Source organism: Homoserinimonas flava (assembly GCF_054969005.1).
Genome location: NZ_JBUEQS010000001.1, coordinates 990,975 through 1,003,811 on the forward strand (window position 1 = coordinate 990,975; position 12,837 = coordinate 1,003,811).

Annotated in this window: 13 protein-coding genes; 9 read left to right on the forward strand and 4 right to left on the reverse strand. The window is 64.7% G+C overall.

The genetic code is table 11. The features are described 5' to 3' along the window. Positions 1 to 3 precede the first annotated feature (3 nt). The 5 genes from ACY48M_RS04700 to ACY48M_RS04720 are packed head-to-tail and all read left to right on the forward strand — an operon-like array spanning position 4 to position 5,869. Positions 4 to 213: a twin-arginine translocase TatA/TatE family subunit gene (locus tag ACY48M_RS04700; RefSeq protein WP_462819068.1), complete on the forward strand. Its 210-nt coding sequence runs from the start codon at positions 4 to 6 to the stop codon at positions 211 to 213. Between the two features lie 47 nt (positions 214 to 260). Continuing rightward, complete coding sequence (gene tatC, locus ACY48M_RS04705) at positions 261 to 1,019, forward strand: twin-arginine translocase subunit TatC (RefSeq protein ID WP_462819069.1); 759 nt, start codon at positions 261 to 263, stop codon at positions 1,017 to 1,019. After that, complete coding sequence (locus ACY48M_RS04710) at positions 982 to 3,501, forward strand: DEAD/DEAH box helicase (protein WP_462819070.1); 2,520 nt, start codon at positions 982 to 984, stop codon at positions 3,499 to 3,501. Before tatC ends, ACY48M_RS04710 begins: the two co-directional genes overlap by 38 nt. 3 nt (positions 3,502 to 3,504) lie before the next feature. Beyond that, positions 3,505 to 5,109, forward strand: coding sequence for an apolipoprotein N-acyltransferase (lnt, locus tag ACY48M_RS04715; RefSeq protein WP_462819071.1), 1,605 nt, complete (start codon positions 3,505 to 3,507; stop codon positions 5,107 to 5,109). Further along, entirely contained in the window at positions 5,102 to 5,869 is a 768-nt protein-coding gene (locus ACY48M_RS04720; RefSeq protein ID WP_462819072.1) for a polyprenol monophosphomannose synthase, read from the forward strand. The genes lnt and ACY48M_RS04720 overlap by 8 nt, the downstream gene beginning before the upstream one ends. 64 nt (positions 5,870 to 5,933) lie before the next feature. Here the strand turns inward: ACY48M_RS04720 and ACY48M_RS04725 are convergent, their stop codons facing one another. The 4 genes from ACY48M_RS04725 to ACY48M_RS04740 all read right to left on the reverse strand — a co-directional run bounded on the left by ACY48M_RS04725 (position 5,934) and on the right by ACY48M_RS04740 (position 8,587). After that, entirely contained in the window at positions 5,934 to 6,299 is a 366-nt protein-coding gene (locus tag ACY48M_RS04725) for an RNA polymerase-binding protein RbpA (protein WP_462819073.1), read from the reverse strand. Between the two features lie 111 nt (positions 6,300 to 6,410). Next, the gene (locus ACY48M_RS04730; RefSeq protein WP_462819074.1) at positions 6,411 to 7,172 is read right to left on the reverse strand and encodes a glycerophosphodiester phosphodiesterase family protein; all 762 of its coding nucleotides are present in this window, start codon (positions 7,170 to 7,172) and stop codon (positions 6,411 to 6,413) included. Further along, positions 7,165 to 8,106 carry an SPFH domain-containing protein gene (locus tag ACY48M_RS04735; RefSeq protein WP_462819075.1) on the reverse strand — a complete coding sequence of 314 codons (942 nt, stop codon included), beginning with the start codon at positions 8,104 to 8,106 and terminating at the stop codon, positions 7,165 to 7,167. The genes ACY48M_RS04730 and ACY48M_RS04735 overlap by 8 nt, the downstream gene beginning before the upstream one ends. Then, positions 8,099 to 8,587 (reverse strand): NfeD family protein, encoded by a 489-nt coding sequence (locus ACY48M_RS04740; protein WP_462819076.1) that lies wholly within the window; start codon positions 8,585 to 8,587, stop codon positions 8,099 to 8,101. Before ACY48M_RS04740 ends, ACY48M_RS04735 begins: the two co-directional genes overlap by 8 nt. Positions 8,588 to 8,750: 163 nt before the next feature. Here ACY48M_RS04740 and ACY48M_RS04745 point away from each other — a divergent pair, with 163 nt between their 5' ends. From ACY48M_RS04745 to ACY48M_RS04760, 4 genes are read left to right on the forward strand one after another with little or no spacing between them, the layout of a single operon-like run. Continuing rightward, positions 8,751 to 9,512, forward strand: coding sequence for an SDR family oxidoreductase (locus ACY48M_RS04745; RefSeq protein ID WP_462819077.1), 762 nt, complete (start codon positions 8,751 to 8,753; stop codon positions 9,510 to 9,512). A gap of 44 nt (positions 9,513 to 9,556) precedes the next feature. Continuing rightward, positions 9,557 to 10,009, forward strand: coding sequence for a helix-turn-helix transcriptional regulator (locus ACY48M_RS04750; RefSeq protein ID WP_462819078.1), 453 nt, complete (start codon positions 9,557 to 9,559; stop codon positions 10,007 to 10,009). A gap of 5 nt (positions 10,010 to 10,014) precedes the next feature. Next, positions 10,015 to 10,425 carry a VOC family protein gene (locus tag ACY48M_RS04755; RefSeq protein ID WP_462819079.1) on the forward strand — a complete coding sequence of 137 codons (411 nt, stop codon included), beginning with the start codon at positions 10,015 to 10,017 and terminating at the stop codon, positions 10,423 to 10,425. 18 nt (positions 10,426 to 10,443) lie between these two features. Further along, a complete protein-coding gene (locus tag ACY48M_RS04760) occupies positions 10,444 to 12,810 on the forward strand; it encodes an ATP-binding cassette domain-containing protein (protein ID WP_462819080.1) in 2,367 nt (788 codons plus the stop codon). Positions 12,811 to 12,837 lie beyond the last annotated feature (27 nt).

Below are 12,837 nucleotides of genomic sequence, written 5' to 3' on the forward strand. Positions count from 1 at the left end.
CTCATGCCCGCAAATCTTGGCGGTTGGACCGGTCTGCTCCTCGTCATCATCGTGCTTGTGCTGTTCGCCGCCCCAAAGCTTCCGCAGATGGCGAAGAGCGTGGCGCAGTCGATGAGCATCTTCAAGAGTGAGATGAAGGCCGGCAAGAACGAGCAGTCTTCGACTGACGACGTCACTTCGGCGCCGGCTGACGAGAAGCCAACAAAGAACTGACCCGCGTGGCTGCGCCGACACGCACGCCGCGAGACCGAGAGGGGCGGATGTCCCTCGGCGAACATCTGCTCGAGTTCCGCCGCCGGCTCTTCATCGCCGCTGGGTCTATCCTGATCGCCGCTGTCGCCGGATTCTTTCTGGCGGAGTGGGTGTGGGGTCAGCTCCGTATTCCGCTCGAGAGCGTCGCTGCAGACCAGGGCAGGACGGCGGATGTTTCGTACACCTATGTGACCGAAGCATTCGACACCCGCATGCAGATCGCGATCGCCGTCGGCATTGTCATCTCAAGCCCAATCTGGTTGTACCAACTGTGGGCGTTTTTCATGCCGGCGCTGCACCGCACCGAGCGACGGTACGCACTCGGGTTTGCGCTCTCCGCCGTGCCGCTCTTCGTCGCCGGATGCTACGTCGGCTGGCTCATTCTGCCGAACATGGTCACCCTTCTGGTCGGCTTCGCCGCCGAGGATGCCCCGACCCTGCTGAAGGCGAAGGACTATCTCGACTTCTCGACGAAGCTGTTGCTCGCAATCGGTGTCGGGTTTGTCTTCCCTGTTTTCCTCGTGCTCGTGAATTTCGTGGGGGTGCTCTCGGCGAAGCAGATCATCAAGGGGTGGCGCGTCGCGGTGGTCGTCATCGCGACCTTCGCGGCCGTCGCAACACCGGCAGCCGACATCATGTCGATGTTCATGCTCATGGTGCCGATGACCCTGTTGTATCTGCTCGCCGCCGGTGTGGCATGGCTCAACGACCGACGACGGTCGAAGCGCGATGCTGCTCTGGTCCGCGAGGCGGAATCCGCCGCATGATCGGGGCGACGGCGTGATCGAAGAGCACCTGACCGCGGCCGAACGTTACGCTGCGGCGAAGCTCCGCCAGGGCACACCCCTCCTCGAGCAGTTCAGGTCAGCGTTGTCGTTTGATCTCGACGGGTTTCAGCTGGAGTCATGCGCTGCGCTCGAGCGCGGAGACAGTGTGCTCGTCGCAGCGCCGACCGGCGCCGGCAAGACTGTTGTCGCGGAGTTCGCTGTGTACCTTGCGATGCAGCAGCGCTCCGCGAAGGTGTTCTACACGGCACCCATGAAGGCGCTGAGCAACCAGAAGTTTCAGGAGTTCGTCGCCGAGTATGGCGCGAGCGAAGTTGGCCTCCTCACGGGCGACACCAACATCAACTCGGGTGCCCGCGTCGTCGTCATGACGACCGAGGTGCTCCGCAACATGCTCTATGCCGACTCTGACCTGCTGCGCGATCTCTCCTTCGTGGTCATGGACGAGGTGCACTATCTCGCCGATCGCTTTCGCGGTGCCGTGTGGGAGGAGGTCATCATCCACCTGCCGCAGTCGGTTCGACTTGTCTCCCTCAGCGCTACCGTGTCCAATGCCGAAGAGTTCGGCGATTGGCTCCAGGCGGTGCGCGGAGAGACGGCGGTGATCGTCTCCGAGGAGCGGCCGGTGCCACTCGATCAGCACGTGCTGGTCAAGGGCAAGCTGCTCGACCTCTTCGATAGCGCGGGCGGGGTGCCAAAGCTTACGGGCGATGCCGCGGCCCATCGCGTCAATCCCGAACTCATGCGTCTCACCTCAGCGGGGGGTCGTGGCGGCGGTCGTCCGCCCGAACGCGGACGCGCCCGTGGTCGCGATCGAAACCGGTACCACGCGCGGCAGTTTGAGGAGGGCAAACTCAATCGGGGCGAGATTGTCGAGCTGCTCGGTTCGAAGAACCTGCTGCCGGCGATCTTTTTCATCTTCAGCCGCAACGGCTGCGATCAGGCCGTTGGCCAGGTCCTGCGATCGGGGGTGCGCCTCACCGCGGAGCACGAGCGCGACGAGATTCGCGCCATCGTCGAAGAGCGCTGCCGCACGATTCGTGATGAAGACCTCGCCGTGCTTGGCTACTGGCAGTGGCTCGATGGCCTTGAGCGCGGTGTCGCCGCCCACCACGCTGGCATGCTTCCGGCGTTCAAGGAGGTCGTCGAAGAGCTTTTTCAAAAGAAGCTCGTCAAGGCGGTCTTCGCCACCGAGACGCTCGCGCTCGGCATCAACATGCCGGCCCGCACCGTGGTGCTCGAGAAGCTTGAGAAGTTCAATGGCGAAGCGCGCGTGCCCATCACGCCGGGGGAGTACACCCAACTGACTGGGCGCGCCGGGCGGCGGCGCATCGACGTCGAGGGACACGCCGTCATCCAGTGGCAGGGCGGGCTCGACCCGCAGGCGGTCGCATCCCTCGCTTCTCGGCGCACCTATCCGCTCAATTCGAGCTTCTCGCCGACCTACAACATGGCGGTGAACCTCATCGAGCAGTTCGGTCGCGAACGCACCCGCGACATCCTCGAGTCGTCGTTCGCGCAGTTCCAGGCCGACCGATCGGTCGTCGACATCGCCCGCAAGGTGCGCGGCCAGGAGGAATCGCTCGACGGTTACGCGAAGGCGATGCAGTGCCACCTTGGCGACTTTGCCGAGTACTACAGCATCCGGCGCGAACTCACCGACCTCGAACGCAAGACCGTGCGCAGCGATGCGGGTTCACGGGGCGAGCGCGACCGTCGGCAGCGCCAACTCACGGGCCTCCGCAAGCGGCTGAAGCAGCATCCGTGCCACAGCTGCAGCGACCGTGAGGCACACGCACGCTGGGCGGAGCGCTGGTCGAAGCTGAAGAAGCAGTCGGATGATCTGCGCCGGCAGGTCAAGACCCGCACCGGCGCCGTCGCCAAAGTGTTCGACCGGGTCACCGATGTGCTGCTCGAGCTCGGCTACCTCGCCCGAAATGAGCATGGGGCCGTCACGGTCGCCGAGGGTGGTCGCATTTTGCGCCGCATTTACGGTGAGCGTGACCTCCTCGTCGCGGAGAGCGTGCGACGGGGCCTCTGGGATTCCCTCGACGTGCCGGGGATGGCCGCCATGGCCGCAGCGATCGTCTACGAGCCGCGACGCGAAGAGCCTGCCGGCGCCGAGCGCACCCTGCCGAAGGGTCCCTTCCGAGCGGCGCTCGACAACACGACCACCCTCTGGGCCCAGCTCGACGACCTTGAGACCGCGCACCGCCTGCCGGGCACCATCCCCGTCGCAACAGGCCTCTCCATGCCCATGTATCGCTGGGCCCAGGGCGCGCAGCTCGATGCGGTGCTGCGCGACGCCGAGCTCGCCGCCGGTGACTTCGTGCGCATGACCAAACAAACCATCGACATGCTTGACCAGCTCTCCGTCGTGGCCGACGCACCGGTTGGGCCGACGGCTCGCAAGGCGCTCGATGCGATCCGCCGCGGCATCGTCGCCTATTCGAGTGTGAGCTGAGCCGTGACAACGACGATCGACCAGACCTCCGACGTGCCCGTTGCGAAGCGCGCGCAACGGCGCCGACCCCTCTGGCAACGGCTCATCGGCAGCGTGATCGGGGGGCTCCTCCTTTCGGCAGCGTTTCCGCCGATTGGGTGGTGGCCCCTCGCAGTCGTCGGCACCGCAATCATCCTGTGGTCGCTTCGCCATACTTCGCTCGGCGGCGCGGCGATTGTTGGGGTGCTCAGCGGTTTCTCGTTTTATGGCACGCACATCTTCTGGCTCACCACCTACCTCGGCGCGGTGCCATGGCTCGCCCTCGCGGGGGTCGAGACGCTGTTTTTCGCGATCGCCGCCGTCATCTTCTCGCTCGCCTGGCGTTGGGGCCTTTCGCTCTCCTCGCACGCGCTGTGGCGTCTCGGAGGCCTCCCCATCATGCTCGCCGGCCTCTGGACGGCTCGGGAGGGCATCACGAGCGTGTGGCCATACGGCGGCTTCTCGTGGGGTCGTCTCGCCTTCTCCCAGTCGGAGGGGGCCCTCGCGAGCCTCGCCGCCTGGCTTGGCGCTGCCGGGCTGAGCTTCGTGGTGGCTCTCATCGCCGCAATGCTGGTGCAGGCGGTGACGGATGCTGCGCGGCCCGTCATTCGCATCACCCCCGTTGTCGCGATCGCTGCGATCGCGCTCCTGTTCCCCGCCTGGCCGGTGGAGTCGAGCGGTGAGGCTCGCATCGCCGCGGTGCAGGGCAATGCCGACGCCGGCCTCTTTGCGCAGCGCGAGCGCGGCGACATCCTCGATGACCACCTCCAGGCCACCATGCCGATCATCGATGAGGAGGTCGACCTGGTCGTGTGGCCGGAGAACTCGGCCGACCTGAATCCTCTCCGCTATTCGCAGGCCGCCGACGTGCTCGACTACATTTCCGACGAGATGGATGCGCCTCTCCTCGTTGGCACCATCACCGACGGTGAAGAAGACTCGACCTACAACAGCATGCTCCTCTGGCAGTCGGGGGAGGGGTCAATCGCGCAATACGACAAGATCCATCCGGTGCCGTTCGCCGAATATCTGCCAGATCGCGACTTCTGGTATCCGCTTGCACCCGACCTTTTCGATCTCATTCCGCGTGACTATTCGGCCGGCGAGCGGTCGAACGTGATGGACATCCCGCTCGATGATGGAACGAGTTTCGCCGCCGGTGTCGCGATCTGTTTCGACATTGTCGATGATGAGCTGCTCCACGAGATGGTCGACGGGGGCGCCGAAATCATCCTCGCCCCGACGAACAACGCTGACTTCGGAGACAGCGCCGAGAGCGTGCAGCAGCTTGCGATCGCCCGCCTTCGCGCGATCGAGTACGGTCGCTCCGTCGTGAATATCTCGACGGTCGGCACAAGCGCGATCATCGCTGCAGATGGAAGCACGATCGCCGAGCTGGAAACGTTCGAACCCGGTGCCATGGTGGAGTCGGTGCCGTTGAGCACGACCATCACCCCGGCATCAGTGGCCGGCCGCGGCATCGAGTGGGCCGTCTCGGGCATTGGCGTGCTCACGCTGGCACTGAGTGGCGCTTTCGCTCTGCGCCGTCGTCGCAGTGGCGCGAGCCCGATGGAGATGCCCCGTGCCTGAGGTGCTCGTGCTGGTGCCCACCTACAACGAGGCTGCAAACATCACCCAGATCATCGAGCGAATCACGACGGCGCTCCCGCAGGCAGACATCCTTGTCATTGATGATGGCTCGCCCGACGGCACAGGTGCGATCGTCGAGTCCATCGCTCGCCACGACGCACGGGTGGCCATCCTCCGTCGGCCCGGCAAGGCTGGCCTCGGGGCGGCCTATCTGGCCGGCTTCACCCACGCGCTCGCGCGCGACTATGCCTTCGTCGTCGAGATCGATGCCGACGGGTCGCACGATCCGGCCGAACTGCCAACGATGCTCGCCGTGGCGCGCGGCGACGGCGCGGGCACCCAAGCAAGCGACCTTGTGATCGGCTCCCGCTGGGTCGACGGAGGGGGAGTGCAGCACTGGCCGAAGCATCGCCTCGCGATTTCACGACTCGGCAACCGCTACGCTCGTGCGGCCCTCCGCTCGCGCGTGCGCGACCTCACCGCCGGCTTTCGCGTCTATCGCTCCAGCGCACTCCGCCGCATCGACCTTGCTGGCGTCTCGTCGCAGGGATACTGCTTTCAGGTCGAGATGGCGTGGCGTCTTGAGCGGGCCGGATGCCGCATCAGCGAGCATCCGATCACCTTCGTCGAGCGCACCAGGGGTCGGTCAAAAATGCATCTCGGCATTGTCCTTGAGGCGCTCGGGCGCATCACGGTGTGGGGAATTGGCGTGCGCTTCGGGCTTCCTGCACGTGCGAGCGAGCACGAAGGCGCCGCGTAGCTGAAGCGTTGCAAACGGAAGGGCCCGCGACGCATCGCGGGCCCTTCGTTACGGTCTCTGACGGCTATGCGCCGATCTTGTGCTCACCTTTGCGAGCGCGGAGAAAGTCGAGTCGCTCCTGAAGGAGCTCTTCGAGCTCGGCGCGTGAACGACGCTCAAGGAGCATGTCCCAGTGCGTGCGTGCGACCTTCTCATCGGCCTGCTGGTGCTCGACCAACTCGCCGTCGGCTGCGACCAGGCGTCCTTCGACGCCGGTCTTGGGCGATTCCCACAGCGTGGGAATCTCTGCGTCGGCCGAAAAGATGACCTCAAAGGTCGATCCGTCTGCCGAACGATATGTACTCTTCGTGCGCGGAGAGAACGTAACGCCCTCTTCACTCTGGAGGCTCTGGGATCCGAGCCTCATGCCGCGCAAACTGCGATCCGCCATTGTGTGGTCCCTCCTCGCGTTGCTCAAAGTATCAACCGTCAAGCTGGGAGATTCATTCCTTACGCGCTCCGGTTCAGCGGGTTCACAGGCAAATACACAATAGTTCGCGTCTCACCGCGCCTTAAGCCGCTTCGCCGCGAGGTCGGCGCGGTCGGTGACGATGCCATCGACCCCCATCGCGACGAGGCGTTCCATGTCATCAGGGTCATTGATCGTCCACACGTGGACCTCCACGCCTGCGGCGCGGAGCATCGCTACGTTGCGCGGTGTCACCAGGCGAATAGCGCCATAGCGTTCTGGCACCTGGACGGCGTCGACCAGCGAGAGGGCCTGGCCGAGGAGGCGCTGAGATCCGACCCGGAGGGCGAAGAAGGCGCGGGCCATGGTTGTGGATGACGCTGATGTGGCGACACCGTCGAGCTGCCCCACCGTGGCGGAGCGTCGCCGCTCATCGAACGACGCAATGAGCACCCGCTCGATGGCGTTTGCGTCGCGAATGGCGGCCGCCGCCGCATCCACCGCCCCCGCCGCCTTGATGTCGATGTTGAAGTTCGCTTCCGGAAACGCATCGAGCGCCTCGGCCAGACTGCAGAACCCCTGACCGGCACCAAGGTCGATGCGTCGGAGCTCAGCCATGGTCAACTGTTCGACCCGGATGTCGCGGCCGGCGATGCGAGCGAGGTCGGCGTCGTGACTGATGACAGCAACGCCATCGGCGGATGCGTGCACATCGGTCTCGAGGTGGGTCGCCCCAGCACTCAGCGCTGTGAGAAACGCGAGGAGCGTGTTCTCGGGGGCGTCACGTGCAAGCCCCCGATGGGCGATGATGCGTGGGGAAGCGGGGGAGAAGAAGCCGGCGCGTGCTCTAGACACCCGAGCGGCCCGCTGACGACCCTCCCGCACCGGACGCCGCGCCGCCGCCGAAGCCGGCCGCGATGCCCTTGAGCGATTCGGTGAGCTCTGACGGGATAATCCAGAGTTTGCTCGCCTCGCCCTCGGCGATCTTGGGAAGGGTCTGGAGGTATTGGTATGCGAGGAGGGGCGCATCCGGCTTGCCGTCGTGGATCGCCCCGAACACCGTCGTGATGGCCTCGGCCTCACCCTGCGCGCGCAGCACAGCCGCCTTTGCCTGACCCTCTGCCTCAAGGATGGCGGCTTGGCGCGAACCCTCGGCCTGCAAGATCGCTGCCTGCTTTGTGCCCTCCGCGGTGAGGATCTGGGCGCGCTTGTCACGCTCGGCGCGCATCTGCTTCTCCATGGAGTCCTGAATCGACAGGGGCGGGTCGATCGCTTTGAGCTCGACGCGGCCCACTCGGATGCCCCACTTGCCGGTCGCCTCATCGAGCACAATGCGCAACTGCCCGTTGATGTTGTCGCGGCTCGTGAGCGCCTCCTCGAGGTTGAGGCCTCCGACGACGTTGCGGAGCGTGGTCGTCGTGAGCTGCTCGACTGCGCCGAGGTAGTTCGCGATCTCGTAGGTTGCGGCACGCGCATCCGTCACCTGGAAGTACACGACGGTGTCGATCGACACGACGAGGTTGTCTTCGGTGATGACCGGCTGCGGGGGAAACGAGACGACCTGCTCGCGCATGTCGAGCAGCGGCCGCATGCGATCGATGAAGGGGACAAGGATGTTGAGGCCCGGCTGAAGGGTCTTGTGATACCGACCGAGCCGCTCGACGACGCCGGCGGTCGCCTGGGGAACGATGCGAATCGCCCGGAACAGCACGACGACGACAAACACCGCCAGCACTATGAGCAGTGCGGCGATGAAGATCTGGCCGATGAAGTCGGACACGTTATCCATTGGGGGTGTTCCTTTCTACTGGGACGACGATGGCCGTCGACCCTTCGATGGCGGTGACGACGACGCTCTCGCCCTCGGCGACGCGGCGATGCGCTGTGAGGGGGGAGAGCCTCGAGGTCCAGGTTTCACCGTTGGCAAGTTTGACCTGGCCCGGATCATCGTCGAGGGCGATCACCACGCGACCGCTCAGGCCAAGCAGGGCGTCGATATTGCTCGGCGTGGTGTCTTCTCCCCGGCGAAGCCTGCGCAGCAGCACGGGCCTGATGAGCAGGATGAGCAAGACCGAAAGGACCGCGGCCACCACAATCTGCAGCCACCACGGTGCGCCGAGAAGATTCGCACCGAGCCCGCCGACACTGCCCGCCGCAATCATGAGGAAGGTGAACTCGAGGGTGACGAGCTCGATGATCACGGCGATGAGGATGACGACAACCCACGCTATCCAGAGGTACTGCGTCAGGTCGATGATCGGCGAATCCATAGACGATCGGCTCCTCAAGATCGGGTTGTCTCCCGAAGCTACCATCCGCCCGCGACAGCCGCCGGAATCAATGGTGGCAGGTCGCTCGACCCGCCCAGAATGCTGCCCTTGATATGGTCGTCTCGGCGCGCGCTCGCCGCCACACGACCCCAGGAGTTCATCAGTGACCAACCCTCTCGCCGCCGGATCACTCGCAGGCAAGCGTGCCCTCGTGACCGGATCATCTCGCGGCATCGGCGCCGACACCGTAGCGATGCTCGCCGATGCGGGCGCCCGTGTCGTCGTCAACTTCAGAAACAAGGAGAAGCGCGCCCTGCAACTCGTCGCCAAGATCGAGGCGGCCGGGGGAGAGGCGATCGCGGTCGGTGCTGACCTCACCGACCCAGCGTCGGTCGACAGCCTGTTCGCGCGCATCAGCGATGAGTTCGGCGGCCTCGACATCCTCGTCATGAACGCTTCTGGCGGCATGGAGGCCGGCATGGCGGATGACTACGCGATGCAGCTCAATCGTGACGCCCAGGTGAAGCTGCTCGAATCTGCGCTCAGCGTGCTCGCTGACGGCGCCAGAGTGGTCTTCGTGACCAGCCACCAGGCGCATTTCATCCACACGGTGCCGACCATGCCGGAGTACGAGCCGGTCGCGTTGAGCAAGCGCGCGGGTGAAGATGCCCTCCGCGCGATGATCCCCACACTCGAGCAGCGCGGAATCGGATTCGTCGTCGTCTCCGGCGACATGATCGAGGGCACCATCACGGCAACGCTGCTCGAACGCGCCAACCCCGGCGCCATCAGCGCCCGCAAAGAAGCGGCCGGCAAGCTCTACAACGTCAATGAGTTTGCCGCCGAGGTTGCCGCTGCCGCGGTCGAACCGGTGCCGGCAAACAACACCCGTTATGTGGGCGACGTCGCGGATTTCACCGGCTGAATTCGCGCTGGCAGGCGCGGCGCAGACATGGCACCATCGGTGCTGTGAATACCGCGCCCGTCGTCGATGAGGAACGGCTGCGCGATCTCATCCGTCTTCGCCGCGTGCGTGATCACATCGACCGTGACTATGCGCACGCGCTCAACGTCGATGCCCTCGCTCGTGTAGCCAACATGTCCGCCGGGCATCTCAGTCGGCAGTTCAAAGCGACCTATGGCGAATCGCCGTACTCGTATCTCATGACGCGGCGCATCGAACGGGCCATGTCGCTGCTCCGACGCGGCGAACTCAGTGTGACCGAGGTGTGCTTCGCGGTCGGATGCTCGTCGCTCGGCACGTTCAGCACCCGCTTCACCGAACTCGTCGGCGTGCCCCCGAGTATGTATCGCCGGCAGGCCGGGGGAGCCACCGCCGGGATCCCCTCCTGCTATGTGCGACAGTTCACGCGACCGATCAGGAATCGAGAAGCATCGGCTGCGGCGACGGTCGTAGATTGAGCCCCATGGACATCACAATTCACTACACCTTCCTTCCGCACACGGGAGCGGATGCCGCGCTCGCCTTCTACCGCGACACCCTCGGCTTCGAGGTGCGCAACGACGTTGGCTACGAGGACATGCGCTGGATCACGGTCGGCCCGCCGAACCAGCCGGGCACGTCGATTGTGCTGACACCCCCGGCAGTTGACCCTGGCATCACCGACGACGAGCGCCGCACCATCCTGGAGCTCATCGCGAAGGGCAGCTTTGCCGCCGTCACGCTGGCGACGGATGATCTCGACGGCCTGTTCGAGAAGCTCCAGGCGAGCGGCGCCGATGTGCTGCAAGAGCCCATTGCGCAGGACTACGGGGTGCGAGACTGCGCCTTCCGCGATCCGGCGGGCAACCTGATTCGCATCAACGAAACCAACTGAAAGCGCCGGGATAACTGAATGACAAGTGCCGATCATGTCGCCGACACCCATGAGGTCATCCGAGTTCAGGGTGCGAGGGAGAACAACCTCAAAGACGTGAGCCTCACGATTCCCAAGCGGCGCCTCACGGTGTTCACAGGGGTCTCCGGTTCCGGCAAGAGCTCGCTCGTCTTCGGCACGATCGCCGCCGAGTCGCAGCGCATGATCAACGAAACCTACAGTGCCTTCGTGCAGGGGTTCATGCCGCGGCTCGCGCGACCAGAGGTCGACATGCTCGAGGGGCTCACCACCGCGATCATCGTCGACCAGGAGCGGCTCGGGGCCAATCCGAGGTCGACCATCGGCACCGTGACGGATGCGAACGCGCTCCTGCGAATCCTGTTCAGCAGACTCGGGCAGCCCCACATCGGCTCGCCCAACGCGTTCTCGTTCAATGTGCCATCGGTGACAGCATCCGGCGCCATGACGGTCGAGCGGGGAGAGCACAAGAAGGCGGTGAAGACCACCTTCACGCAGCTCGGCGGCATGTGCCCGCGCTGCGAGGGGATGGGGCGGGTCACCGATATCGACCTCGCTCAGCTTTTCGACGAGTCGAAGTCGCTCGCGGAGGGTGCAATCACGATTCCCGGCTATGTCGCCGACGGTTGGTACGTGAAGCTCTTCAGCGAGTCCGGGTTTCTCGACGCGAACAAGCCGATCAGTCAGTACACCAAGAAGGAGCGCGACGACTTCCTCTACAAGGAGCCGACGAAGGTGCCGGTCGGCGGCGCAAATATGACCTATGAGGGTCTCGTGCCGAAGATCCAAAAGTCGATGCTGTCAAAAGACAAGGAGGCGATGCAGCCTCACATCCGCGCGTTCGTGGAGCGCGCGGTGACGTTCATGACCTGCCCCGACTGCGACGGGACGAGGCTCTCTGAGCCGGCGCGCTCCTCGAAGATCGCAGGCATCAGCATCGCCGACGCGTGCGCGATGCAGATCACCGACCTCGCTGCGTGGGTCGCCGAACTCGATGAGCCCTCCGTCGCGCCGCTGCTCAAGACGCTGCGGCACACGCTCGACAAGTTTGTAGAGATCGGTCTCGGCTACCTCTCGCTCGACCGCCCGTCAGGCACGTTGTCTGGGGGAGAGGCGCAACGCACGAAACTCATCCGCCACCTCGGTTCGGCGCTCACCGACATCACGTATGTCTTCGACGAGCCCACCATCGGGCTGCACCCGCACAACATCCAGCAGATGAACGATCTGTTGCTCCAGCTGCGTGATAAGGGCAATACGGTGCTCGTGGTCGAGCACAAGCCCGAGACGATCGCGATCGCGGACCACGTGGTCGATCTCGGCCCGGGCGCCGGCACAAACGGCGGCACGATCTGCTTCGAGGGCACTCTCAGTGACCTCCGCAAGAGCGGCACACTCACGGGTCACCATCTCGACTATCGCGCCTCGCTCAAGCAGGAGTTGCGCACACCGAAGGGCCACCTCGAGATTCGCGGGGCGAGCACCCACAATCTCAAGGACGTCGATGTGGATGTCCCGCTTGGCGTGCTCACGGTGGTCACGGGCGTCGCCGGCTCAGGCAAGAGTTCGCTGATCCACGGAGATCTCGCGGGGCGGGAGGGCGTCGTTGTAGTCGATCAGGCGCCCATCAAAGGATCCCGACGGTCAAACCCAGCGACCTACACGGGGCTGCTGGAGCCGATCCGCAAGGCCTTCGCAAAGGCAAATGGCGTCAAGCCAGCACTGTTCAGCGCAAACTCTGAAGGGGCATGCCCAACGTGTAATGGAGCCGGGCTCATTTTTACCGAGCTTGGATTCATGGACACCGTGTCCACGGTGTGTGAGGAGTGCGACGGCAAGCGATTCCAGGCGGCCGTGCTCGATTACACGTTGGGCGACAAGAACATCACGGATGTACTCGCGATGACGGTCGCCGAGGCCGAGCAGTTCTTCAGCGAGGGCGAGGCGAGGACGCCGGCAGCACATGCGGTGCTCGGGCGGCTCGCTGACGTCGGGCTTGGCTACCTCAGCCTCGGCCAGCCGCTCTCAACGCTGTCAGGCGGCGAACGGCAGCGCCTCAAGCTCGCGACTCGCATGGCGGAGAACGGCGGCGTGTACATCCTTGACGAGCCGACGACCGGTCTCCATCTCGCCGATGTCGAACAATTGCTCGGATTGCTCGACCGACTGGTTGATTCCGGAACCTCGGTCATCGTCATTGAACATCACCAGGCCGTCATGGCACACGCCGACTGGATTATCGACATCGGCCCGGGCGCTGGCCACGACGGCGGAACCATCGTCTTCGAAGGCACGCCGGCTGAACTCATCTCCGAGGGCTCAACGGTGACCGCAACGCATCTGGCCAGGTACGTGAGCGCAGAGTGATCCACGCGCTGATAATGCACATTATGT